The 23,606-nt window shown below is 43.8% G+C and carries 24 protein-coding genes; 12 read left to right on the top strand and 12 right to left on the bottom strand.

Features of this window, described 5'->3' with window-relative positions; translation table 11 throughout:
• Window positions 1–78 precede the first annotated feature (78 nt).
• On the top strand, window positions 79–687 hold the full coding sequence (locus ACXACS_RS01690; RefSeq protein WP_474803304.1) for a DNA-3-methyladenine glycosylase I: 609 nt from the start codon (window positions 79–81) through the stop codon (window positions 685–687).
• A 136-nt stretch (window positions 688–823) separates the two neighbouring features.
• Here ACXACS_RS01690 and ACXACS_RS01685 read toward each other — a convergent pair whose 3' ends face one another.
• The 4 genes from ACXACS_RS01685 to ACXACS_RS01670 all read right to left on the bottom strand — a co-directional run bounded on the left by ACXACS_RS01685 (window position 824) and on the right by ACXACS_RS01670 (window position 3,558).
• Window positions 824–1,285: a DUF2489 domain-containing protein gene (locus tag ACXACS_RS01685; protein WP_179981868.1), complete on the bottom strand. Its 462-nt coding sequence runs from the start codon at window positions 1,283–1,285 to the stop codon at window positions 824–826.
• An 18-nt stretch (window positions 1,286–1,303) separates the two neighbouring features.
• Window positions 1,304–1,807, bottom strand: coding sequence for a Der GTPase-activating protein YihI (yihI, locus tag ACXACS_RS01680; protein WP_474803301.1), 504 nt, complete (start codon window positions 1,805–1,807; stop codon window positions 1,304–1,306).
• 126 nt (window positions 1,808–1,933) lie between these two features.
• Window positions 1,934–2,581 (bottom strand): class I SAM-dependent methyltransferase, encoded by a 648-nt coding sequence (locus tag ACXACS_RS01675; protein ID WP_474803299.1) that lies wholly within the window; start codon window positions 2,579–2,581, stop codon window positions 1,934–1,936.
• A 353-nt stretch (window positions 2,582–2,934) separates the two neighbouring features.
• Entirely contained in the window at window positions 2,935–3,558 is a 624-nt protein-coding gene (locus tag ACXACS_RS01670; protein WP_179981871.1) for a c-type cytochrome, read from the bottom strand.
• A gap of 174 nt (window positions 3,559–3,732) precedes the next feature.
• On the opposite strand from ACXACS_RS01670, the gene yihA reads away from it, so the two are divergent.
• Window positions 3,733–4,368, top strand: coding sequence for a ribosome biogenesis GTP-binding protein YihA/YsxC (yihA, locus tag ACXACS_RS01665; RefSeq protein WP_474803296.1), 636 nt, complete (start codon window positions 3,733–3,735; stop codon window positions 4,366–4,368).
• Between the two features lie 414 nt (window positions 4,369–4,782).
• Here the strand turns inward: yihA and polA are convergent, their stop codons facing one another.
• Window positions 4,783–7,572, bottom strand: coding sequence for a DNA polymerase I (gene polA, locus ACXACS_RS01660; protein WP_474803293.1), 2,790 nt, complete (start codon window positions 7,570–7,572; stop codon window positions 4,783–4,785).
• Between the two features lie 421 nt (window positions 7,573–7,993).
• Here polA and elbB point away from each other — a divergent pair, with 421 nt between their 5' ends.
• Complete coding sequence (elbB, locus tag ACXACS_RS01655) at window positions 7,994–8,647, top strand: isoprenoid biosynthesis glyoxalase ElbB (RefSeq protein WP_179981874.1); 654 nt, start codon at window positions 7,994–7,996, stop codon at window positions 8,645–8,647.
• A 254-nt stretch (window positions 8,648–8,901) separates the two neighbouring features.
• A complete protein-coding gene (locus tag ACXACS_RS01650; RefSeq protein ID WP_474803290.1) occupies window positions 8,902–10,353 on the top strand; it encodes a TrkH family potassium uptake protein in 1,452 nt (483 codons plus the stop codon).
• A 106-nt stretch (window positions 10,354–10,459) separates the two neighbouring features.
• On the opposite strand, the gene trkA is transcribed toward ACXACS_RS01650, so the two are convergent.
• The 4 genes from trkA to def form a co-directional block, all read right to left on the bottom strand.
• Window positions 10,460–11,839, bottom strand: coding sequence for a Trk system potassium transporter TrkA (trkA, locus tag ACXACS_RS01645; protein WP_136782368.1), 1,380 nt, complete (start codon window positions 11,837–11,839; stop codon window positions 10,460–10,462).
• Window positions 11,840–11,902: 63 nt separating this feature from the next.
• Window positions 11,903–13,222 (bottom strand): 16S rRNA (cytosine(967)-C(5))-methyltransferase RsmB, encoded by a 1,320-nt coding sequence (gene rsmB, locus ACXACS_RS01640; RefSeq protein WP_474803286.1) that lies wholly within the window; start codon window positions 13,220–13,222, stop codon window positions 11,903–11,905.
• A 2-nt stretch (window positions 13,223–13,224) separates the two neighbouring features.
• Window positions 13,225–14,175, bottom strand: coding sequence for a methionyl-tRNA formyltransferase (gene fmt / locus ACXACS_RS01635; protein WP_474803283.1), 951 nt, complete (start codon window positions 14,173–14,175; stop codon window positions 13,225–13,227).
• An 8-nt stretch (window positions 14,176–14,183) separates the two neighbouring features.
• Window positions 14,184–14,693, bottom strand: coding sequence for a peptide deformylase (gene def / locus ACXACS_RS01630; RefSeq protein WP_474803280.1), 510 nt, complete (start codon window positions 14,691–14,693; stop codon window positions 14,184–14,186).
• 216 nt (window positions 14,694–14,909) lie between these two features.
• Between def and ACXACS_RS01625 the strand changes: the two genes are divergently transcribed.
• The 7 genes from ACXACS_RS01625 (at window position 14,910) to ACXACS_RS01595 (ending at window position 20,732) form a co-directional block, all read left to right on the top strand.
• Window positions 14,910–15,983, top strand: a complete 1,074-nt coding sequence (locus tag ACXACS_RS01625; RefSeq protein WP_474803277.1) for a LysM peptidoglycan-binding domain-containing protein — start codon at window positions 14,910–14,912, stop codon at window positions 15,981–15,983.
• Window positions 15,984–16,021: 38 nt separating this feature from the next.
• Window positions 16,022–17,131, top strand: a complete 1,110-nt coding sequence (dprA, locus tag ACXACS_RS01620) for a DNA-processing protein DprA (protein ID WP_474803274.1) — start codon at window positions 16,022–16,024, stop codon at window positions 17,129–17,131.
• Between the two features lies 1 nt (window position 17,132).
• Window positions 17,133–17,609, top strand: a complete 477-nt coding sequence (locus ACXACS_RS01615) for a DUF494 family protein (RefSeq protein WP_014947732.1) — start codon at window positions 17,133–17,135, stop codon at window positions 17,607–17,609.
• Between the two features lie 85 nt (window positions 17,610–17,694).
• Window positions 17,695–18,237 carry a DNA topoisomerase family protein gene (locus ACXACS_RS01610; RefSeq protein WP_474803269.1) on the top strand — a complete coding sequence of 181 codons (543 nt, stop codon included), beginning with the start codon at window positions 17,695–17,697 and terminating at the stop codon, window positions 18,235–18,237.
• A 45-nt stretch (window positions 18,238–18,282) separates the two neighbouring features.
• On the top strand, window positions 18,283–18,888 hold the full coding sequence (tsaC, locus tag ACXACS_RS01605; RefSeq protein WP_474803266.1) for an L-threonylcarbamoyladenylate synthase type 1 TsaC: 606 nt from the start codon (window positions 18,283–18,285) through the stop codon (window positions 18,886–18,888).
• Entirely contained in the window at window positions 18,885–19,817 is a 933-nt protein-coding gene (gene hemF, locus ACXACS_RS01600) for an oxygen-dependent coproporphyrinogen oxidase (protein ID WP_474803263.1), read from the top strand. Before tsaC ends, hemF begins: the two co-directional genes overlap by 4 nt.
• Before the next feature lie 234 nt (window positions 19,818–20,051).
• The gene (locus tag ACXACS_RS01595; protein WP_474803260.1) at window positions 20,052–20,732 is read left to right on the top strand and encodes an OmpW family outer membrane protein; all 681 of its coding nucleotides are present in this window, start codon (window positions 20,052–20,054) and stop codon (window positions 20,730–20,732) included.
• Between the two features lie 124 nt (window positions 20,733–20,856).
• On the opposite strand, the gene ACXACS_RS01590 is transcribed toward ACXACS_RS01595, so the two are convergent.
• On the bottom strand, window positions 20,857–21,288 hold the full coding sequence (locus ACXACS_RS01590) for a group II truncated hemoglobin (protein WP_474803257.1): 432 nt from the start codon (window positions 21,286–21,288) through the stop codon (window positions 20,857–20,859).
• On the opposite strand from ACXACS_RS01590, the gene aroE reads away from it, so the two are divergent.
• Window positions 21,287–22,126: a shikimate dehydrogenase gene (gene aroE, locus ACXACS_RS01585; RefSeq protein WP_474803254.1), complete on the top strand. Its 840-nt coding sequence runs from the start codon at window positions 21,287–21,289 to the stop codon at window positions 22,124–22,126. The genes ACXACS_RS01590 and aroE overlap by 2 nt on opposite strands.
• Here aroE and ACXACS_RS01580 read toward each other — a convergent pair.
• Both ACXACS_RS01580 and ACXACS_RS01575 read right to left on the bottom strand, forming a co-directional pair.
• Complete coding sequence (locus ACXACS_RS01580; protein ID WP_474803251.1) at window positions 22,123–22,665, bottom strand: gamma carbonic anhydrase family protein; 543 nt, start codon at window positions 22,663–22,665, stop codon at window positions 22,123–22,125. The two genes, aroE and ACXACS_RS01580, sit on opposite strands and share 4 nt — an antisense overlap.
• 26 nt (window positions 22,666–22,691) lie before the next feature.
• Window positions 22,692–23,510 carry a glycosyltransferase family 2 protein gene (locus tag ACXACS_RS01575; RefSeq protein ID WP_474803248.1) on the bottom strand — a complete coding sequence of 273 codons (819 nt, stop codon included), beginning with the start codon at window positions 23,508–23,510 and terminating at the stop codon, window positions 22,692–22,694.
• Window positions 23,511–23,606: the final 96 nt, after the last annotated feature.

Here is a 23,606-nt window from a genome sequence, read left to right as displayed (position 1 = left end):
TATGTAGGTGTAAAGGGTGAAAAAACGTCACGAATAAAGGCAATATGCTACTTCACAACAAGGATTTAATCTTAAGCCATGACCAGTCAATTAAAAACAGCACAAAACACGCCATTACACCGTTGCGGTTGGGTGAGCAATGACCCTATTTATCTGGCTTATCATGACAACGAATGGGGTGTACCTGAGCTAAATAGCCGAGCGCTGTTTGCTAAATTATGCCTAGATGGTCAGCAAGCAGGCTTGTCTTGGTTAACTATCCTTAAAAAGCAGCAGAATTTTGAGCGGGCATTTCACCAGTTTGATCCTGAGAAAATCGCGACTATGGGTCCTTCTGATGTCGAAAGGCTAATGCACGACAGCGGTATAATCAGAAACAAGCTTAAAATAGAGTCTGTTATTAAAAATGCTAAAGGGTATCTGGCCATAGAAGAAACACAGCCATTCAGCGAGTTTATTTGGCAATTCACAGGCGGACGTACTGTGATAAATGCTTGGGATAACTTTAAGCAGGCCCCCACCTCTACCGACGCATCGAAAGCGATGTCAAAAGCATTAAAAAAGCACGGGTTTAATTTTGTAGGCGAAACAATTTGCTACGCTTTTATGCAGGCAGTGGGAATGGTAAACGATCACGAAGTAGGGTGTCACTGTTATCAGCGTACCTGTGACTTAGCGATAAAGTGATATGGTAAGGGACACAACATTGAATATAGAAATTAATTCATAAAAAACAAAAAAGACCGAGCACCTAGTGATGTTCGGTCTTTTTTATATATGCCTGACGCTAAAGCTTTTGTTTTTACGCAATAGCGTTACATTCTTATTGAGCGCTTATCAAAGTTTCACAGTAGGCTTTAAGCGGTGGTAATTCATCCAATACCTTAGACTCGTATTCAGACTCAATTTGCTCTCGTGCGATATCCTGTTTTCTTCGCTCATTCTTAGGAAGTTGCTGTCTTGCTTCTAAAATAGCAAAGCCACTGACCTCGGTGAAAAGTGCATGAACTTGCGGATACTGCGCTTTAAAGTCAGGTGGTGAATTAATAGGAAGGGCGTTAAGCAAGTTAACGATACGAATAACACCTTCTGATAAATCACACTGCTGTTGCTCCATCGCTTTAGCAATCACTATGATGCTGTCAGTGATATTAGCAATGCGAGATTGCCTTGCGGCTTCCTGTCGCGCTTTCTGCTGCTTTAGCATAAACAGCAGCTTACCTGCGTAAAAGCCAAGCCCAACAATGATGAGTAGCGCAATGCCTGAAAGTACTGCCCAAAGCATAACGTTTTCCTGTTTCTATTAATGCTTAAAGTCGTCGATGTTAATAGCGTCTAAATCGTTAAACGGATCCATATCGTCGTCTTCATCATCTTCTTCCACTATACCTAGTAGGTCACAAAGGATGCGGTGGCGTGCCATTTTTTCGTCTACGTACGCTTGTTGCTCGCGAGTAAGCGGCTTGTCATCATCAAGCTTATCAAGTAAATCTGTTAAACGTTGGTCTACTTCTAGGGCTGCCAACTCTTGGGCTGGAGTTGCGTACTTCTTCTTTTGAGCAGGGGTTGGCGTTACTGTTTTTACAAGCTGAACAGGCTTCTTACTGCCGTGACGAGGATCTTTATTCTCAGCACTCTTTTTGCCAGTTACTTTTTTCTGTTCAACATTGTGGCGGCTACCTGCAGGCTTACCCTTGTGCTTTTTAGGGCGAGGTGAGTCTGATTTACGGTTTTCGCTAGGTTTAAAGTCTGGGTCTTTACGAACGCCGATTTGACCGACTTTACGAGATTTCTTTGAACGTGCCATAATTTCCAAATAACAAAGAGAGTGAAAAAACAACGCTATTATAGCGCGAATTAGTGCCTACGTATTGATCTTTGGGTGTGCGGTTAAAAATCAATATGCCATAAAGGTAGTGATAGATAATCTATTTCAGCGCTTCTTCATTAGCACAACGTCATTTGCTGGGAATTTAACGTCATAGCCGTCTCTTTGTGCTAAATACTCAAAGGTTTTTTCGCTGAAGAAGCTTACATGTGTGATGTCGTTTTTATAATGCCAATTTGCAAAGCGGGCTTTATCGAGCACGCGTTTTGTCATGATGGCTAGAACCCCGCTAGGGGCAACAAGTTTGTTGAACAGCGCCCATTCCACGTATGGGGAGTGAAAGTGCTCGATAGCTTCAGTACAGGTTACAATGTCGTAGCTTTTCTCAAGTACCCTTAAGGTCGGGGCATAGAAGGGGTCGTATGTACTCATATTCACTCCTTCTTCTGACAGCATGCTTGCTAGAACAGGTGCTGGACCGCAGCCAAAGTCTAGTCCAGAAAGCTCTCCTGCGTTAGTTGCTTTTATAAAAGGTGAGAGCGGGGTTAAAACCTTTCCTAAAAACTTTCGATATCCTTCATCTTCGAAGCTGTTTTCGTGAAGATCATATTCCTGTTTTTCTACTTCTTTTGACGGCAGAAACGCAGGAGAAACATAAACAAGTTCGCATTGACTACACTGGAGGTATTCCCGCTTTTTATCAGTGTGGTAGTGAGATGATGTATTAGCGCTTTGGCATAAAGGACAAGACATAAAAGGCGGATATTAATAAAGGGGCTAAAAAAGAAAAAGGTGATGGTTTTCACCATCACCTTACATTGTATGAGTGTCAGATGACACCTCTCCCGTTATACACATCTATGTGTAGCTGGCTTCCCTAGCTGTGCTCCCCTTATTTTTATTTTTAGCAGAGCTGTATTGTTGTTTTTGGCCCTCGTGGCTCTTTATCCCGTCTTCCATGCTGCATTTTTATTATTATTCTTGTTGTTTAGTTTGTAGATTTTCAAAGGCACCTACAAACTACGCCGTTAGATTACACGAATAATTTTAAAATACAACTTTTATGGTAACAAAATTTTAACAACAGTGTGTAAAAACGGTACGGCTTAGTGTAAGCCTGCGATATAGTTAGATAAAATTTCGATATCTTCGTCGGTTAATTTCATCGCAATATCACGCATCATGCCATTCATATCGTTGTGACGTTGACCAGAACGGAAAGCCTTTAGCTGAGATGCAGTGTAGGTAGCGTGCTGTCCACTGATGTCAGGGAAGCCTGCTAATGCCATACCGTTACCTTTAGGTCCGTGGCATGCGATACATGCTGTTACGCCACGCGACTCGTCACCACCTTGATAAAGTGCGCGTCCAGCTTCTACATATTGCTCAGGCGTTTCGCCCGCTTTAGGCTCTTGGCTTGAGAAATAAGCAGCTAGGTCTTTCATGTCTTGCTCTGATAGTGGAGCAGCCATGCCGTTCATCACAGCATTGTTACGACCTTCCTCGCCACCCGTTTGAGAGGCAAGTTTAAATTCGGTTAATTGCTTAACAATGTACTTCTCATGCTGGCCAGCAAGTTTCGGGTTCATGTCAATCATGCTGTTGCCATCAGGGCCATGACAGGCTGCACATACTGCAGATTTCGCTTTACCTGCCTCGGCGTCGCCTTCTGCCATAGCAGTTGCGCTTAAACCCAAAGACATACACACCAACAAACACAGTTTTTTCATAATAAATCTCTTAAATGGATCCAACGGCTCGCGTGATATACGTGATATCATGCGTATTTTACACATTTAACGCGTCAGAAAAACCTATTCCATGATAAAACTATGGTTTTTAGCTGGTTTATTCATTAAAAAACTGTAAACCAAAGGTTGAGACGCATGTGGAGGTAAGTCTAGATGTCGTATTACACCAAAGCAAAATTCTTTACGAGTGCACCTGACATTCGTCACTTAAAGAATGACAGCGGTATTGAAGTTGCGTTTGCGGGTCGCTCGAATGCGGGAAAGTCGAGTGCGCTTAACACATTAACCCGTCAAAGAAACTTGGCGAGAACCAGTAAAACACCAGGTCGTACTCAATTAATCAATGTATTTGAATTAGAGGAAGACTTGCGCCTTGTCGATTTGCCGGGTTACGGATTTGCTAAAGTCCCGGTGGCGATGAAAAAGAAGTGGCAAGCGTCATTAGGTGAATACCTTCAAAAGCGTAAGTCGCTAAAAGGTTTGGTGGTACTAATGGATATTCGTCATCCTTTTAAAGATTTAGACCAAGACCTCATTCATTGGGCTGTGGCGTCGGATATCCCTGTACTCGCGCTTCTTACAAAAGCCGATAAACTGAAAAGCGGAAAGCGCAAAGCACAACTATTAATGGCCCGTGAAGCTGCTATGGCATTTATGGGTGATGTGACGGTACAAACCTTTTCGTCATTAAATAAACATGGTTTACCAGAGCTAGAGCGTATCTTAGATTCATGGTTTGGGTTGGACAAATCAGTTGATGAAGATACATCCGATAGTGAAGCCAAATAACGTTAACGGTGAATTTCACTTGTGTTGACTTAGTGTATTTAGTGGGAAAGCTCGATGCGCTAGAAAAAAGAACGCCCCGCATAGAGCGAGGCGTAAACTGAGAGAAAACACATAAAAACCGTAGATATAGAGTAGCGGTAATAAAAGAAGTTCAGAAAAAATAGAAAGAAAAATCACTCAAAGTGTTATGTGTTTGATATTTAACAGTTATTTATTTTCTGCAGATATAAAAAAACCCCGACAAAACTGTCGGGGTTAAAGCAAAGGTTTGAAAACAGCTTTCTCACCTCTGTACCCTACATGCGTAATATTACAACAAAGCACAGAAAAGGCAAGGGTGTTATGTAATTAAATTACCAAATTTAATGTAAATAACTCCCAACTGGGTATTGAAACTGTAATCTAATTACCAAACTAATGTGCTTCATCCCAATTTTCGCCCACACCAGCTTCAACAACTAGCGGCACATTAAGTGTGGCTGCGCTTTCCATAAGTGCTGTAATAGTAGAAACATAGGTATCTACTTTGTCTTCTTTAATTTCGAAAACCAGTTCATCGTGCACTTGCATCATCATGGTTACATCGTCGGATGCATTTTTTCTGATCCAGTCGTCAACTTTAATCATGGCCATTTTAATAATGTCTGCCGCCGTACCTTGCATTGGCGCATTGATTGCTGCGCGTTCTGCACCTTTTCGGCGTGCGCCATTACTTGCTTTAATATCAGGCAGGTATAGCCTGCGACCAAATACAGTTTCTACATAACCCTTTTCCTTTGCACTCTCACGAGTAGAGTCCATATATTCAAGCACACCAGGGTAGCGCTCAAAGTAAAGGTCCATGTATTTTTGGGCTTCGTTACGTGGAATATTAAGTTGCTTAGACAGTCCAAACGCACTCATACCGTAAATTAAGCCAAAGTTAATCGCTTTTGCGCTGCGTCGCTGCTCGGTCGTTACCTCATCAAGTGGTACGCCGAATACTTCAGATGCCGTTGCTTTATGAATATCTTTGCCATGAGCAAAGGCATCGAGTAGGCCTTTATCACCAGAAAGGTGCGCCATAATACGCAGCTCAATTTGAGAGTAGTCAGCTGCGACAAACTTATTTCCTTCCCTTGGAACAAAAGCCTGACGTACGCGACGACCTTCTTCATTGCGAATAGGAATATTTTGTAAATTAGGATCGGTTGAAGAAAGACGCCCTGTTGCCGTTACCGCTTGATGATAAGACGTATGCACCCGACCTGTTCGATGATTGATCATCTTAGGAAGTTTATCGGTGTAGGTATTCTTTAGCTTAGTTAAGCCGCGGTATTCCATGATCTTTTTAGGCAGCGGATACTCAAGTGCAAGTTCTTGAAGTACATCCTCAGAAGTAGAGGGCGCGCCTTTTGGCGTTTTCTTAATAATTGGCAGCGACATCTTTTCAAATAGAATATGCTGAAGCTGTTTTGTTGAGCCTAAGTTGAATGGCTCGCCCGCTTCCTCATGAACCTCACTTTCTAGCTCGGCAATACGACTAGCAAGATCTTGGCTTTGTTGACTAAGTCTCTGGCTGTCAATCAGAACGCCTTCTTGTTCCATGCGAGAAAGGACGCACGCAAGGGGAACTTCAACGTCTATCAACAAGTCTTTAAGTTCCGGAATATCTTTTAACTTTGTCCAAATAGCGTTATGTAAGCGAAGCGTTATATCAGCATCTTCTGCTGCATAAGGGCCAGCTTCTTCTAGGTCAATTTGGTTAAAGGTAAGCTGTTTTGCGCCTTTGCCAGCAATTTCTTCAAAGTGAATGGTTTTATGACCAAGATAAGCTAGAGCTAGCGAGTCCATATCGTGGCGCTGGGCGGTGCTGTTTAGTACATAGCTTTCAAGCATAGTGTCAAAGCCAATGCCATTTAAGGTTATGTCATAGTTCGCTAGTACATTTTTATCGTACTTAATATGCTGGCCTACTTTGATAACCTTGTCTGATTCCAAAATAGGTTTTAATGCGTTTAATACGAACTCTCGTGATAGCTGTGCCGGCGCATCGGGGTAATCATGGGCTACAGGTACGTAAGCTGCTTCACCTTCTTCTATACAAAATGAAACGCCAACTAATTCGGCATCCATGTAGTTAAGACTAGTAGTTTCGGTGTCAAAGGCAATTAGCTCAGCTTTTTCAAGCTTAGCGACCCAAGCGTTAAAGCGCGCTTCATCAAGTACGGTTTCGTATTTCGCTTTGTCGATATCTACCGATGTACTTTGCTCACTTTCTTGTGCACTGCTGCTATCTTCACTGCCAGTAGTGTCGCTATTTGAGGTATCACCGCCCGCCACAAGCGCACTTACTTCTGTATGCCAGCGTTTGAATTCATACTCAGCAAAGAGATCGCGAAGTTGTTCATTATCGGGTTGGCTAGGCATCAAGGCTTCAACATCATAGTCTAAGTCAAGATCGATGCTAATAGTGGCTAGGGTATAAGAGAGTCGTGCTTGCTCCTCGTACTCCTGCATTTTAGCCGCCATTGACTTGCTACCTCTAAACGATAGATCGGCGATTTTATCCAGGTTCTTATAAATATCGTCGATACCGCCAATACCATTAAGTAAAGCTTGAGCACTTTTATCGCCTACACCAGGTACGCCGGGTATGTTATCTACTTTGTCGCCTTTTAATGCGAGAAAGTCGATCACAAGTTCAGGAGGTATGCCAAACTTAGTATTTACGCCTTCAACGTCCATTACTTGATTGGTCATAGTATTGATCAAGGTGACATGCTCATTAACCAATTGCGCCATGTCTTTGTCGCCAGTGCTGATAAGGGTATCAATTCCTTTCTCTGTCGCATGTTTGGCTAATGTACCTATAACGTCATCTGCTTCTACTCCGGACTCTACGATAACCGGTAAGCCCATCGCCTTAATGATGGTATGTAATGGTTCGATCTGGCTTCTTAGCTCATCCGGCATAGGCGGGCGATTCGCCTTATACTCTTTATAAATGTCGTCTCGAAACGTTTTTCCTTTGGCATCAAAAATTACTGCCATGTGGGTAGGGTTGTATTGCTTGATCAAGCTTTTAAGCATGTTCACAACACCATAAATGGCACCGGTATCTTGGCCTTTTGAGTTCGTTAAAGGGGGTAAACCGTGAAAGGCACGAAAGAGATAGGACGATCCATCGACAAGAATAAATGGAGGCTTTTTAGAATCTGGCATAGCGGGCGATTTTCCAATATACAATATGAGCGCAAGGATGCCACAGGCTAGGGCAGATCGCCATATCATGAAGGAAGATTAAACGTGACAGCCGATCATATTTCGCCTGTGGATAACTTTGTGATCTAAAGTTTCAGGCACAGTGATCCGGATGATCTTTGTCAAGTTAAAGATCACCATCTAAATCAAGAAAAATAAGGGAATGAGACTAAGGTGTGAAAACAGCGTACCTGCTACTAATCATTCCATTTTGTGTGGATAACTTGGTGTACGTTTATTTTTGGTTTAACCAAGTTGGTCAAGTAATGTAGCATAACCGTTAACATTGTATACACGTATTTATAAGAACTTTTTTTGTACACTTGTGTGTTTAATAGCCAAATTTTGAATAAGTAGATGGCATAACGTCTAGGAGGACAATATGAAACAAGTAGCCGTTATTTTAAGTGGTAGTGGTGTGTTCGACGGGGCAGAATTACATGAAGCGGTATTAACGCTTCTAGCCATTGAGCAAGAAGGAGCATCTTATCAATGTTTCGCGCCCGATGTAGAGCAACTTCACGTGGTCAATCACTTAACCGGTGAAGTGGCGGAAGGTGAAACCAGAAACGTATTGGTAGAGTCAGCCCGAATAGCCAGAGGCAATATAAAGCCTGTCACTGATTGTGACGTTAATGCATTTGATACACTTATACTGCCCGGCGGCTTTGGTGCGGCGAAAAACCTTTGCACCTTTGCTGTAGACGGTGATAAATGTACCTTTAACGAAGAGGTTCTTGAGGTCTGTAAGGCATTTGCACAAGCTAAAAAACCTGCAGCTTATGCGTGTATTGCACCAGCTTTAGCCGCCAAAGTGTATAGCAACAAGACTAAGCTAACTATTGGCGACGATGAAGCCACGGCTTGCGGCTTGAATGCCTTAGGTGCCACTCATGTAGAGTGCCCAGTCGATGAGGTTGTCGTGGATAATGATGCGAAGCTGGTAACTACACCTGCCTATATGCTGGCGCAAAGCGTTAGTGAGGCGAATGCGAGTATTAGCAAAATGGTCAAGACTGTACTTGCCATGAAATAGAAAACTTGGGGCTGGCTTTTCTGAACCGAAAAGTTAAGCGCCATTCTATATAATTAGCTTAATAATGTGGGGAGACAAAGGTTTCCCCTTACTGATTATAGTCCTATAATCAAAACCCTATACGAAACACATTGAGTTTTACCTTTTTTGTTTGAGGTAACGACGTTTGTTTTTTTGAAGTCAGTTCAAAAAATCATTAAAACTAGGGCGCTTAAGCCCTTATGCGCGCTATAAAAATAAAGGCATAATAAACAATGCACTACCGTGCCATCATACGAATACTCGGGTTACTAATAGCGCTTTTTAGCGTAACCATGATCCCACCAGCTATTGTGTCGTTGATTTATCAAGATGGCAGCGGTCTTCCTTTCACTCTCGCTTTTATATTCTGTGTCATTGGCGGCATGGCCTTGTGGTATCCCAATCGTCAGCAAAAAAATGATTTAAGAGCGAGAGAAGGGTTTTTAATAGTCGCGCTGTTTTGGTCAGTACTGGCAAGCGTGGGTGCAATTCCACTTATCTTGCTTGAACAACCTAGCATGACAGTAACCGATGCTTTTTTTGAATCGTTTTCTGGCCTGACGACCACAGGTGCTACGGTTATCGAAGGGATAGATTTTCTCCCTCATTCAGTACAATTTTACCGGCAGCAACTTCAGTGGCTAGGCGGTATGGGTATCATCGTACTTGCCGTTGCCATATTACCTATTCTTGGTGTTGGGGGCATGCAGCTGTATCGAGCAGAGACACCCGGCCCGGTTAAAGATAATAAGATGACGCCGCGTATTGCCGATACGGCAAAGCATCTATGGTATATCTACCTAACTATAACCATCGCGTGCGCGGGTGCATATTGGCTTTCAGGTATGAATGTATTCGATGCTATATGCCATGCATTCTCAACCGTAGCCATTGGTGGGTTTTCTAACCATGATGCGAGCTTAGGGTACTTCAACAGCCCCATGGTAAACGTGGTTTGTACGGTCTTTTTGCTTATTGCTGCGCTGAATTTCTCGCTGCACTACGCCGCGGTAAGTTCACGCTCAGTGAAAGGCTACTTTAAAGATCCTGAATTCAAAGCCTTCTTTATTATTCAAGCGTCGCTAATTGGTATTTGCTTTCTAGTACTCACTCTATCAGGCTACTATAGTTCAGCAGAGCAAGCTCTAGATCAGGCTATGATTCAGGCAGTGTCCATTAGCACCACGGCCGGATTCGCCACTACTGACTTTTCTGTATGGCCTACGTTTTTACCCATAATGCTTATTTTTTCTAGCTTCATAGGCGGTTGCGCCAGCTCCACAGGTGGTGGCTTGAAGGTAGTACGTGTGTGCTTATTGTTTTTACAAGGCAAGCGTGAAGTAGACAGACTTATCCACCCTAAAGCCGTGTACAGTGTTAAGTTTGGCGACCGTGCTATGCCCGACAGAGTGGTAGAAGCTGTATGGGGGTTTTTCTCGGCTTACGCCGTAGTATTTGTGGTAATAATGATAGGCCTAATTGCGACAGGTTTAGATAACCTGAGTGCTTTTACTGCAACGGCGGCCATGCTAAATAACTTAGGCCCAGGCCTAGGCAGTGTGGCAGCAAACTATGCCGATGTAACTGATGCAGGCAAATGGATCTTAGTAACTGGGATGGTGTTTGGTCGACTAGAAGTCTTTTCATTACTGGTACTGTTCTCGCCTACGTTCTGGCGAAGCTAATATCTAGAAAAAAGGGCGATAATTATCGCCCTTTGTTCTATGAGTCTATATTCGAATCACTGTACTCTGATATCTTTGCGAAGCTTTATTAAAGAGGGGTATAGCGCTAGCCAAAGAAGAATGCACTGGGCTGGAACAGCTTTTCTACATCATTGATGTACTTCTTATCCACCAAGAACAAAATAACGTGATCGTTCGCTTCTATCTTGGTATCACTATGGGCAATAATTACCTGTTCGTCGCGAACGATAGCACCGATAGTCGTACCAGGAGGTAGCTTGATGTCGCCAATTTGTCTGCCAACCACTTTAGATGTGTTTTCATCACCATGAGCAATGGCTTCAATAGCCTCTGCCGCGCCACGACGTAAAGAATAAACGTTAACAATGTCTCCACGGCGTACGTGCGTAAGTAGTGCCGAAATAGTGGCTTGTTGTGGTGAAAACGCAATGTCTATCTCGCCACCCTGAACGAGATCTACATAAGCACTTCGCTGAATAAGCACCATGGCTTTTTGCGCGCCCATGCGCTTTGCCAGCATGGCCGACATAATATTCGCTTCATCGTCGTTAGTTACCGCAATGAAGGCATCGACCTGTTCGATATTCTCTTCACTGAGTAATTCAGGATCAGATGCATCACCACTGAAGACAATGGTTTTATCTAAGTTGGCAGATAAATACTTTGCCCGCTCTGGGCTGTATTCAATAAGCTTAACGTTATGATTGTGTTCAAGCTTCTTCGCTAACCCTGCGCCAATTAAACCACCGCCGGCTATCATAATTCGCTTGTAGCTAGACTCGAGCTTTTGAAGCTCACTCATTACTGCACGAATGTGCTTGGTGGCGGCAATAAAGAATACTTCGTCATCTGCTTCTATAACGGTCGTTCCCAATGGTCGAATAGGGCGGCCGCGACGGTAAATAGCTGCAACCCGGGTTTCCACATTAGGCATGTGATCTTTAAGCGCAGATAACGCGTGGCCTACTAATAAGCCGCCATAATAGGCTTTAACGGCTACCAGGCTTGCTTTGCCTTCTGCAAACTCAACAACCTGAAGGGCACCGGGATAATCAATGAGGCGTTTAATTGCTTTGGTTACCAGTTGCTCTGGGGCAATAATGTGGTCTACCGGAATGTCTTGCTGCTTATATAGCTGCTCTTGGTAAATAATGTATTGTTCTGAGCGTACACGGGCAATTTTTGTGGGCGTTTTGAAAAGGCTATAGGCAACCTGACAGGCTAGCATGTTGCTTTCATCACTATTGGTTACGGCTATCAGCATATCAGCATCTTCCGCACCGGCTTTGCGCAATACATCTGGGTGTGAACCCACACCTGTTACAACCTGCAAATCAAGGCGGTCTTGCAGCGCGCGAAGAATAGTGGGGTCAGAGTCAATAACGGTAATTTCGTTATTTTCACCTACTAGGTTTTCAGCAAGAGTTCCGCCTACTTGTCCGGCCCCTAAAATGATGATCTTCATCGTTATTATTTTGCCTTCATATCTGTGCAGGTCATCACAATGTAACCTGCACAACTATTAAACTTAGTCTGACGACTTTACCAGCCTCGCATAATAGAAACCATCCATTTGTTCTTCCCCCGGCGTAATCTGACGTCCAGGTTTGTCTATGGTTTCTGTTTTCACTACAGGCGATAACTTGGCGTTTGGCGTGTCGGCTAGAAACTGCTGTATTTGCGCCATGTTCTCTTTTGGTAAAATAGAACAGGTTGCATAAAGCAAGGTGCCGCCTGGTTTTAATAGGCCCCACAGCGTATCTAATATGCGGCGTTGTAGCCGCGCTAAATTGTCGATGTCATTGGATTTTCGAAGCCAGCGAATATCTGGGTGGCGTCGTATAACGCCAGTAGCAGAGCAGGGGGCATCCAATAATATTCTATCGAAGGGCTTTCCGTCCCACCAAGTTTTTGGATTAGCGGCATCACCCTGCTTAATATCCACAACGTGTTTAAGACGCGTCATGTTTTCTTCTACGCGTTTTAGGCGTGTAGCGTCGGCATCAAGTGCCAACACGTACTCAGTATCCGGTTCGCATTCTACAATGTGCCCGGTTTTACCACCTGGTGCGGCGCAACAATCTAAAATACGCTCACTAGCTTGCGGCTGTAAGTAGTGTGCGGCTAATTGAGCTGCACCGTCTTGCACCGCAAAGTGCCCTTTATCAAAGCCAGGCAGGGACGTAATGTCTTCACGTTTAGCCAGAATTACTGCATCTGCGTGATTGTCGCTAAGGGTATATTCGACGCCAACACTATCTAGCGCCTCGGTGAATGCTGCCAATGTTGTTTGCAGCTTATTTACACGAAGCCAGATGGGAGCCATAGCGTTAGTTTCGCTACGCACTTGGTCGGCATCGGCGCCATAGGCGGTCTCTATTGCCTTAAACAGCCACTTAGGTAAACCGCTGTTTATAATGGCATCATCAACGTTTTTGTCGGCAAGGTTCTCTCGCTGAAAATTGCGTAATACCGCATTTACCAAGCCTTTAAGCGCTGCTGCATTTAAATAAGACGCTGCAGCAACGGTTTCACCTACTGCAGCATGGTTACTAACTCGTGAAAAGTTAAGCTGGTACAAGCCAAGAAGTATAAGGTGCTCGATAACCTTTTTATTTCCCTTTAAGGGTCTATCTAGCAAAGAGCGTAGCCAGTGCTGTAAAAGGGGAAGGCGACGCATTACCCCTAACGACATTTCTTGAATCCATGCGTTGTCTTTGGCGTTGTGTCTGCGCTGAACGCGTTCTAGGCATTCACGCGACGACTTGCCTTGCTCTAAAATTTGATAAATGACCCACGCACAATCTGCGCGCAGGTTTTTTTGCTTGGGAAGGGGTAATGGTTTCACGTTTAGTCCGCTTGTGTCAGACAACGACCCACTTCAAACCACGTTTGGCGAGCATTGATGACGTCTGACGCTGGTAGCGCCTTTTTACCTGGAATTTGAAGTGATGTGATGCAAAGTGCATCGCGCCCTGTTGCTATGGTTATGCCTTCTTTATTAGCACTGATTATAGTACCTGGCTTAACCTCTTTATCTAGTGTTACAACGGTAGCTGACCACACCTTCACATTCTGATCTTCTACCTTCATCCACGCTACCGGCCAAGGGTTGAAGGCGCGAATATTTCGTTCTATTTGCTCGGCATCGTCTGCCCAATTGATAAGCGCTTCTTCTTTAGAAAGCTTTTTCGCATAGGTAGCCAAAGAATCATCTTGTTTGGTGGGCGTATAGTTTTCAAAGTTATCGACGACTTCAACTAACGCTTGTGGCCCTAGTTCTGCAAGCTTTTCATACAAAGTGGCGCTGGTGTCTTCAGGCGTGATAGGTAATGTGGCTATGTGAAGCATATCGCCGGTATCTAAACCTTCATCCATTTGCATTATAGTTACGCCGGTTTCTGCGTCACCCGCCCATATAGCGCGCTGAATTGGAGCTGCGCCACGCCACTTTGGCAAAATAGAACCGTGGACATTAATACAACCTAGTCTAGGTGCATTAAGCACAGCAGTAGGCAATATTAGGCCATAAGCAACTACCACCATTAAATCGGCATTTAGCAAGGCTAATTCTTCTTGTGCGTCTGGCGCTTTTAACGACTGAGGTTGATACACAGGAATGGCATTTTCTTCAGCGAGCACTTTAACTGGGCTGGCTGTGAGTTTCTTACCTCGTCCAGCGGGCCTATCAGGCTGAGTGTAGACTGCAATAACCTCGTGCTCACTCTCTAGCAACGCCGATAGATGTTTAGCCGCAAAATCCGGAGTACCGGCAAAAATCACTTTTAATGGAGTCGTCACGTTATTCCCTACGCTTTTGCGGCAAGCCGCGCTTCTTTCTCAAGCTTTTTACGAATACGTTGGCGCTTAAGTGGCGATAAATAATCGATAAAAAGCTTACCTTTTAAATGATCGAGTTCGTGTTGAATACAGATAGCCAGCAGGCCTTCGGCGTCCAATTCAAAAGTGTCCCCGTTTTCATCTAACGCTTTCACCGTTATTGCTTCAGCGCGCTCAACTTTGGCGTAGTTACCCGGTACAGACAAGCAGCCTTCTTCGCTAATTGTGGAACCATCTTTACGAATAATTTCAGGGTTAATAAATACGCGAGGCTCGTTTTGATCTTCCGATACGTCCATTACAACAACTTGAACGTGGCGATTAACTTGCGTCGCTGCAAGGCCAATACCGTTCTCGTCTTTCATGGTTTCGAACATGTCCGATACCAATTGTTTAATTTCGTCGTTAACCTCTTCTACGGGTTTAGCTACCGTGCGAAGACGTTCATCAGGAAAACTTAATACGTCTAAAATTGCCATTTCTCGCTTACTTCACCTTTTCGCTGTATAAATTCATATACGATCTAATTGCCAGCACGCTTTACAGTGCTTATTAAGTTACTATTCTAACGTATATCGGGTGGTTTCGTGCAGTTTTTTGCCTAAACCCTATAAGAATACGTACTTCTGCCGATATAGTGCTATTGTCTGAAAAATCAACAATAAATGACAGTGAATAATTTGCAGGTGGTCAATTTGAAAAAGCGATTAACATACGCGCGTCGTGCAGCAATATTTATTTTTGGAGTGCTTTTGTCTTTGCCTGCGTTCGCGCTTCAATTAAAAGACACTGCGCCTGAAACCTATACGGTGAAGCGTGGCGACACCCTATGGGAAATTGCGAGTATTTTTCTAAACGAGCCTTGGCTATGGCCAGAGCTATGGCGAACGAATACGCAAATAGATAACCCTCATCTCATCTATCCCGGTGATGTCATCGTTTTAGGTTACATTGATGGTCAGCCTGTCTTAAGCGTAAAACGCGACAAGCTAGCCTACAACCTTTCACCGTCTACCGATAAGCGAATAAAGCCAAAACCTGTTGACGTCCTGTCTTGGACTACTATATCTCCTTTTGTTAGACAGCATATGTTGCTAGACGAAGACGACTATTCAACCTTACCTCGACTCCTAGGTAACCAAGACGGAAATGTAAGGTTTGCTTCAGATGACTTTGTGCTTAGCCAGCAACAATTCAGTACTGACGATCAGTACAGAGTGATTAGAAAGCACGCTACTATCAAAAACCTAGATGGAGAAACGCTGGGCATTCAGGTCACTCATATATCCAATGCTTCATTGGTAGAGAAAGACCAGTCAGACGACACCATGCTGCTGTTTATTGATGACGCCAATCAAGAAGCAAAACGTGGTGACAAATTGATGGCCGGTGGCTTTACTCATCCAGAAGGTTTCGAGCTTACGCCTGCTACCTCACAACGAGGAGCGGTCGTGGGTGATTTGCATGATCACGACTTACTTGGCAAATATGACGTTGTCATTGTTGACCTTGGTGCAATGGATGTAGCACCAGGCACAGTATTGGGGCTGTATGCTCAAGGCCCAGCCATTATTGATGAAGATAGCCCGCGTTACGTTGATGAACCCGGTGCTAAAAACGGTGGTGAGTGGTTTATCGATACGGTAGCACAACCCGCGCTCAAAGTAGGTGAAGTGATTGTTTTTAAAACATTCGATGCGGCAAGCTATGGATTAATAACACGAGCGAATAAAGGAATTAAGCGCGGCTTTATTGTTGCTAAGCCTTAGACGCTATAGGTTTCATTGTCGCTTTTAAAGGAGCGACAATGAAACAGCATACTTCTCAATCAAACAGCGAGCTATTTGCATGGATAGCACTAGCATCGGCTCAGGGCACCTCCCCTAAAATCTGGCTACAGTCCCTTGAACACTATCAACTATCTCCTGCTGATTTAGTAGGTAATGCATCATCACTTCCCGACGATGTGAAGCAGCTCGTAAATCAAATATCAAAGCCACTTATTGATGCTGCCTTCTCATGGGAACAAGCAACTGATAATAGACACATTATTTCTTATTCGTCTTCATACTACCCCCAATCGTTAAAGCAATTGGACAGTCCACCCCTAGTGCTATTTGCAACGGGGGATAGTACTTTGTTGTCGAGCCCGCAAATTGCCATTGTGGGTAGCAGAAGGGCTAGCATTCAGGGTAAGCGTATCGCCAGTGAATTTGCAGTAGGGTTGTCTAGTAATGGGGTTGCAGTAACAAGCGGTCTTGCTATGGGCATTGATAGTGCAGCGCATCAAGGCGCTTTGTGTGGTAACGCAGGGACAATCGCAGTAATGGGGACGGGGCCTGAAAAGGTCTACCCCGCGAAAAATCACAAGCTCTACGAGGAAATAAATAATGACAAAGGCGTTACCGTCACAGAGTTCTTTCCGGGGCAGGGGCCTAAGCCTTGGCACTTTCCTAGAAGAAACCGAATTATCGCAGCATTATCACTTGGAACCTTGGTGGTAGAGGCAAAAATTAAGAGTGGCACCTTGATAACTGCGAATTTGGCCGCAGATATGGGGCGAGAAGTATTCGCTGTGCCTGGTAGTATCTTTCACGCGTACTCTGAAGGCTGCCATTGGTTAATCCAACAGGGCGCCAAATTAGTAACTAATATTAACGATATTCTTGATGAAATTGGTTTTCAACCTGAGCAACTGGGCTTGGATGTAAACGAGCAAAACGAAAAAAGTGCAGCGAATAGCTTGGCAACCGATAAATTATTAGCTAGTGTGGATTATGACATCACCGCTATTGATGTTATAGCCCAGCGCAATGCCTTATCAGTATCGCAAGCAATGGCATCATTATTAGAATATGAGTTGCGTGGTTTAGTAGCCGCTGTCCCTGGTGGTTACATTAAATTGAGGGGAAAATAATATGTTCGATATCCTCATGTATCTGTTTGAAAACTTCATTCACAGTGAAACGGAAATTCGTGTTGATCAAGACGAGTTAACGGAAGAGCTTGTGCGCGCAGGTTTCCATCACGATGAGATTTATAAAGCCCTCGCATGGTTAGAAAAGCTAGCGGCTCTGCAGGAAACGGATATTAAACCGTATTTTTGTAAAGGGATTAGCACTAGCTTAAGCCGCATTTACACCCACGAAGAACAGATGCGTTTAGATGTGGAATGTCGTGGTTTTCTTATGTTCTTAGAACAGGTCAATGTACTAGATGCTTCCACACGTGAAATGGTGATAGACAGGGTTATGGAAATCGATTCCAATGAATTCTGTTTAGAAGACCTGAAGTGGGTTGTGCTAATGGTACTATTCAACGTACCTGGCAAAGAGAAAGCCTACGCGCAAATGGAAGATCTTTTGTTCGAAGAGCCAGATGGCGTTCTGCATTAATGCAGTCGTAGTCACTGATACTTAAATCTTTACTTACAAAATGCGCTGTGAAATTACAGCGCGTTAAGGCCTTAACGTCTAATACATGTCTAAAATAGACCACTCACTTTTTTCAGCGCACGAGCATGCTCTAGATGATAACTTCGGAGACTGTCCAGAGTGCGGCAAGCCCCTTCATATAAAGAACAGTAAATCAGGCCCGTTCATTGGGTGTACGGGCTACCCTGAATGCAACTTTAGTAAGCCGCTTCACGATAAACAAACCACTATTCTTAAAACCTTAGATGGTATAGCTTGCCCCGAATGTGCTTCTGACCTTGCTATAAAAAAGGGGCGGTTTGGTATGTTTATTGGCTGTACAAATTTTCCTACGTGCCATCACATAGAGCCTATTAAAGAAAAAGAAGACACCTTGGTAGATTGCCCAAAATGCAAGAAAGGGCACCTGATCTCGCGTACTAACAAATACGGTAAACAGTTTTTTGCGTGCAACCATTATCCACAATGTCGATATGTGCTAAATTTCACGCCGGTAAATGAAAGCTGCCCAGACTGCGGTTGGGGAGTATTGATAGATAAAAAGGGACAGTTACAGTGCCCTCAGCCTACTTGTGGCTTTAAAAAGTAACTATACAAAGAACTACACGAAGAACTATACGTAGAGATCAAAACCATGTCTGATACCCAAAATGGGAACGTGAATACGTTTACACCCGTTGAGGCTAATTCGTCTGAAGTAGACCCTGTTGTTGCCGCTTTTGAAGCGGGAAGTTTAATCGTTTATCCAACCGAAGCGGTAATGGGCATTGGATGTGACCCGGACAATGAAGCAGCGGTAAATGCGTTGTTAGAGATAAAACAACGACCAGTAGAAAAGGGCGTTATTTTAATAGCTGCCAATTACAGTCAGCTATTGCCCTATGTCAACGACAACGCCATACGACCACACCGACGCACCGATATTTTCTCTAGCTGGCCTGGCCCTAATACATGGCTATTACCTAAGTCGACATCGGCGCCTGTTTGGTTAACCGGCAAGCATAATAAAATAGCTGTGCGCGTAACTAATCATCCAGTAGTAGTTGAGCTGTGCAATAAGTTAGGGAAGCCACTTGTTTCTACAAGTGCTAACCTAACAGGTCAACCGCCAGCCATCACCACTGAAGAAGCAAAAGCCGTATTCGCTGATTCCGTTTTCTACGTTGACGGTTCAGTAGGCGGTGCAACTAAACCCAGTACCATTCGCGATGGTGACACGGCAGAGGTAATAAGAGCATGACGTCAGCAGAATTAGTGGACGGTAAAAACGCCGCTGAAGTAATAGAACAAGTAAAAAGCTATCTACTAGGGCTTCAGGACACCATTTGCCAAACCCTCGAGCTCGCCGATGGGAAAGGTCAGTTTGTCGAGGATAGTTGGAAGCGTGAAGAAGGCGGCGGTGGTCGCTCTCGAGTCTTAAAAAACGGTGCGGTGATTGAGCAAGGCGGCGTTAATTTTTCACACGTGTTTGGCAGCCAAATGCCTGCATCAGCAACGGCAAATCGTCCTGAGCTTGCGGGAAGAAATTTTCAAGCAATGGGCGTGTCACTTGTTATTCACCCACATAACCCGTATGTCCCAACGTCACACGCTAACGTTCGCTTTTTCATTGCGGAAAAAGAAGGTGAAGCACCTATCTGGTGGTTTGGTGGTGGTTTTGACTTAACGCCGTTTTATCCGTTCAAAGATGACGTTGTGCACTGGCATGATACCGCGAAGAAATTATGTAAGCCGTTTGGCGATGATGTTTATCCTAAGTATAAAAAGTGGTGCGACGACTACTTTTACTTAAAGCATCGCAATGAAACTCGCGGAGTGGGCGGTTTGTTCTTCGACGACCTGAATGAATGGGGCTTTGAACAGTCATTTGCGTTTATGCAGGCTGTTGGTAATGGCTTCATCGATGCTTACGTTCCTATTGTTGAACGTCGTAAGCAAACCGATTTCGGTGAAAGAGAGCGTGATTTCCAACTTTATCGCCGAGGTCGCTATGTCGAATTCAATTTAGTATTCGACCGGGGTACCCTGTTTGGATTACAAACCGGAGGGCGCACAGAGTCTATTTTAATGTCGATGCCGCCGTTAGCCCGCTGGGAGTATTGCTATACACCCGCACCGGGTAGCGCTGAAGCTAAGTTAACTGACTGGTTAAAGCCTACTGACTGGTGATCAATTAGTTAACTAAGGCTGCGCTTAAATTCTAAAGCGTACCGCCTATAACAGCACTCATCTTCAATGACTAAAAAACGCCGCATTAACATCAATGCGGCGTTTTTTTGATCTGCATCAAGTCCGAATATCATCTTTGTTTCAATGAGTTATTAAGCTTGCGCTGGATCAATGTTTCTCTTAACCAAGGGCGTAAAGTAGCGCCATCTTAGTTAAACACAAAAGAGACACATCATGCGCAAACACTTTTTATCTGCATCTGCACTTTGTCTTACACTTGCTGCACTTTCACCTTTAGCTAACGCTCATCAACAGGGCGACTGGATTGTTCGTGGCGGTCTTACTACCGTTGCTCCTGACGAATCGACTTCTAACATCGTAGCGGGTGGAACTGATCTTGGCGTGGCCCTTAATATCGATAACGATACTCAGTTAGGTTTAAATGTAGCGTACTTTATTACTGACAATATTAATATTGAGCTGCTTGCCGCAACGCCCTTTAAGCACGACGTTAATTTTTCTGTTGCTGATCCCTTAGGGACGGGTAATCAGCTTGGTGAAGTCACACATCTTCCACCTACGCTTACCGCAAACTACTATTTTAATGATGCCAGCTCTGCATTTCAGCCGTACATTGGTGCTGGTATCAACTATACCTTTATCTTTGATGAAGAGTTTACAGGTGCGAATGAAACAGCTGGCTTAAGCGACCTATCCCTTGATAATTCATTTGGTGTATCAGCTCAGGTGGGAATGGATTACCAAATTGATACCAAATGGCACGTCAATGCATCGGTTCGATTCATTGATATAGATACAGAAGCCACCTTTAAAGTGGGAGATGCTGCTGGAAAGGTAAGTGATATTGAAATAGACCCTTGGGTGTATACCTTATCGGTGGGTTACACATTCTAATTATTAGTTTCACGCCTTATTAACTATGAGGCTTTCACAATTGCACTACTTTATGCGCCATAAAGAGCGTAGACAGTAACAGGGGAGTTGCGCGTTAAAAGGTTAATCCTTTCAACGCGCTTTTTTATTTTGTATTCACCATGTGATTGGCGAGTTGATCAAGTGCGTCTATCAACTTTTGAGCTAACGCGATATCTTCTACCGTTTTAAACATGGCTTTTCGCATACAATACATCCACTGTGCTTTTAACTCTGGAGTTACTGTGTAGGGAAGGTGGCGTGCACGCAAACGGGGGTGTCCAAATTGCTGCTGATAATCATCAGGACCACCCAGCCATAAACTCAAATATAAAAAGAATACATGACGAATTCTGTCTAATGGCTGAGGGTGAATAGCAAGTAGTTCATTTGCTAATGGGTCGGTCTCCATAATGTCGTAAAAGGTATTTGCTAATTCCCGCACTTTCTCCTCTCCACCTATACGTTCATATGGTGTACTCTGCGAAGCACGATTATCGTTTTTCTTCTTTATATTAAATAAGTCTCGTATTCCCATGAAAAAATTCGCTGTATTCGGAAATCCTATTGCACAGAGTTTATCACCAACTATCCATCAAATGTTTGCTGAACAAGTGGGAGAAAAGATTTCTTATGAAAAGATACTTGCGCCAGTAGACGGTTTTGTAGATGCCGCCAACGCGTTTTTAGCTCAGGAAGGCGCTGTAGGTTGTAACGTCACCATGCCTTTTAAGCTTGATGCATTCAACTTGGCAAAGGTAGATGACCAAGCAGCCAAAGATGCACAAGCTGTTAATACGCTAATGAATGGTGACAGCGGTGAAATATGGGGATTCAACACTGATGGTGTAGGGCTGGTAAACGACTTGCTTAACAGCGGTGTGGAAATTAAGGGTAAGCGCGTGTTGCTTATTGGTGCCGGCGGCGCAGCCCGTGGTGTTATTTCTCCGTTATTAAAAGCGGGTGCTGCTTCACTAATTATTGCGAACAGAACGAAAGCAAAAGCTGAGGAAGTCGCAAGCGCTGCGTCTAACGCTAAAGTGCAGGTGGTGTCCCTAGAAGATATCGCAACGATAGCACCTCATATTATTATCAATTCAACAGCTGCTAGTCTAAGCAACGAGTTGCCGTGTAGTTTAACTGATGGTGTTTTACAACACTGTGAAGTGGTGTACGACATGGTATATAAAAACTCGCCCACGCGGTTTATGAGAGATGCGGCCGAGCTTGGTGTCAAAACGCAAATAGATGGGTTAGGGATGCTGGTTGAGCAAGCGGCAGAAGCTTTCTATATATGGACACAAAAGCGCCCCGATACCTCGGACATTGTGAAACAGGTTAGAGATATTGTTGAGCAAAGTGAGAAGCGAAACTAGTTCGCTTCTTCTAGGTACTCATCTTTTAATACCACATAGTTTACGGCAGACTGTTTTAGAAATGCCATTTCAGCGTCGTTGAGTGGCCTTTTCTTTTGCATGGGGTTTCCTACATAAAGAAATCCGCTCTCTAATCTTTTGTTTGGCGGTACTAATGTACCTGCGCCAATGAGCACATCGTCTTCAACAACAACACCATCCATTACAATAGCGCCCATACCGACCAGAATACGATCACCTAATTGGCAGCCATGCAGCATACATTTGTGCCCAACGGTAACGTCGTCACCAATAATAAGTGGAAATCCATCAGGGTTTTTCTCTGATTTACGTGTAACGTGCAAAACACTGCCGTCTTGTATATTACTGCGAGCGCCAATACGAATCTTGTTCACGTCACCGCGTGCAGCAACCAATGGCCAAATACTGGCATCATCTTTTAATACTACATCACCGACTATCCTTGCCGAGTCATCAATATAGACATTCTTTCCTAAAGTAGGTGAGACACCTTTGAAACTATCAATTGGTTTATGCATTAGAGCAACTCTTGTTTATTACCGTTTTACTGTGATGATTCTTCTATTCCTACACGTGCCTTTATTACTTTATTCTTCTTTGTATCTTCACGTATTGCTTTGCTTCTCTGTAGCATTTCTGGCGTAACATATCCGCGTTTATGGTCAAGGTGTATGCACACAGCGGAATAACGTATGCGTTTAGCTTTTAGGCCATAGTTAACTAATCGATCGCCAAATTCGCAATCTTGACCACCATATTGCATAGTTTCCTCAAAACCGTTTACTGCCAGAATGTGCTCTTTGTAACATGAAGCGCTATGACCATTCCAAGTGGGGCGAGCCGGGCTTATCTTATTTAAGAACTCTGCCCAGGCGCCTCTTGCAGTGAGTTTCATCGTTTTATGCGTCTTTTTTAAACCTTTACTAACTAACCAATCCACATTGAATGCTCGCTGACTTACGATATCCTCACGTGTGATTGCTTTACTTACACTCATGGGTAATTTGAAATACCCACCAGAAAGATAGGTATTTTTCTCTGATAGTCTTAGATGTTGCTCTACAAAGTCGTTTCGAGGAATGCAGTCGCCATCTGTGAAAATTAAGTATTCGCCCTCAGAGGCTACAATAGCTTTATTAAGGATACGGCACTTTTGGAAACCATCGTCTTCTTGCCAAACGTGTTTGATAGGTATATCTGTGTCTTGCTTCAGACGTTGGATAAGTGCTTTAGTGTCTTCACGAGAGCCGTCGTCCGCAATAACAATTTCGAAGTTATCTGCAGTTTGTTCGAAGAAACCCCATAGTACTTTCTCTAACCACGCGGGTGAATTATAAGTTGTAAAAATGACGCTCGTTTTCATAATGCGTGATAGACCTCTATATAATGTAGTTAAGCAATATTGATATTACGTATCCAACTCCCCGCTAACAGATGCTTATATACTGACAAAATTGAA

The organism is Alteromonas sp. AWM4_230 (genome assembly GCF_056158305.1).
Note: the sequence above shows the minus strand (reverse complement) of the source record. Positions and strands in the feature narration are given on the sequence as shown.

Excerpts from the sequence above, each read along its gene's own strand:
- yihA (WP_474803296.1), top strand. The coding sequence starts at position 3,733 with ATGTCGTATTACACCAAAGCAAAATTCTTTACGAGTGCACCTGACATT.
- elbB (WP_179981874.1), top strand. The coding sequence starts at position 7,994 with ATGAAACAAGTAGCCGTTATTTTAAGTGGTAGTGGTGTGTTCGACGGG.
- ACXACS_RS01610 (WP_474803269.1), top strand. The coding sequence starts at position 17,695 with ATGTCTAAAATAGACCACTCACTTTTTTCAGCGCACGAGCATGCTCTA.
- ACXACS_RS01595 (WP_474803260.1), top strand. The coding sequence starts at position 20,052 with ATGCGCAAACACTTTTTATCTGCATCTGCACTTTGTCTTACACTTGCT.
- ACXACS_RS01575 (WP_474803248.1), bottom strand. The coding sequence starts at position 23,510 with ATGAAAACGAGCGTCATTTTTACAACTTATAATTCACCCGCGTGGTTA.
- ACXACS_RS01580 (WP_474803251.1), bottom strand. The coding sequence starts at position 22,665 with ATGCATAAACCAATTGATAGTTTCAAAGGTGTCTCACCTACTTTAGGA.
- ACXACS_RS01670 (WP_179981871.1), bottom strand. The coding sequence starts at position 3,558 with ATGAAAAAACTGTGTTTGTTGGTGTGTATGTCTTTGGGTTTAAGCGCA.
- def (WP_474803280.1), bottom strand. The coding sequence starts at position 14,693 with ATGGCAATTTTAGACGTATTAAGTTTTCCTGATGAACGTCTTCGCACG.
- hemF (WP_474803263.1), top strand. The coding sequence starts at position 18,885 with ATGACGTCAGCAGAATTAGTGGACGGTAAAAACGCCGCTGAAGTAATA.
- ACXACS_RS01690 (WP_474803304.1), top strand. The coding sequence starts at position 79 with ATGACCAGTCAATTAAAAACAGCACAAAACACGCCATTACACCGTTGC.
- ACXACS_RS01615 (WP_014947732.1), top strand. The coding sequence starts at position 17,133 with ATGTTCGATATCCTCATGTATCTGTTTGAAAACTTCATTCACAGTGAA.
- tsaC (WP_474803266.1), top strand. The coding sequence starts at position 18,283 with ATGTCTGATACCCAAAATGGGAACGTGAATACGTTTACACCCGTTGAG.
- dprA (WP_474803274.1), top strand. The coding sequence starts at position 16,022 with ATGAAACAGCATACTTCTCAATCAAACAGCGAGCTATTTGCATGGATA.
- ACXACS_RS01650 (WP_474803290.1), top strand. The coding sequence starts at position 8,902 with ATGCACTACCGTGCCATCATACGAATACTCGGGTTACTAATAGCGCTT.
- yihI (WP_474803301.1), bottom strand. The coding sequence starts at position 1,807 with ATGGCACGTTCAAAGAAATCTCGTAAAGTCGGTCAAATCGGCGTTCGT.
- aroE (WP_474803254.1), top strand. The coding sequence starts at position 21,287 with ATGAAAAAATTCGCTGTATTCGGAAATCCTATTGCACAGAGTTTATCA.
- polA (WP_474803293.1), bottom strand. The coding sequence starts at position 7,572 with ATGCCAGATTCTAAAAAGCCTCCATTTATTCTTGTCGATGGATCGTCC.
- ACXACS_RS01675 (WP_474803299.1), bottom strand. The coding sequence starts at position 2,581 with ATGTCTTGTCCTTTATGCCAAAGCGCTAATACATCATCTCACTACCAC.
- ACXACS_RS01685 (WP_179981868.1), bottom strand. The coding sequence starts at position 1,285 with ATGCTTTGGGCAGTACTTTCAGGCATTGCGCTACTCATCATTGTTGGG.
- ACXACS_RS01590 (WP_474803257.1), bottom strand. The coding sequence starts at position 21,288 with ATGGGAATACGAGACTTATTTAATATAAAGAAGAAAAACGATAATCGT.
- trkA (WP_136782368.1), bottom strand. The coding sequence starts at position 11,839 with ATGAAGATCATCATTTTAGGGGCCGGACAAGTAGGCGGAACTCTTGCT.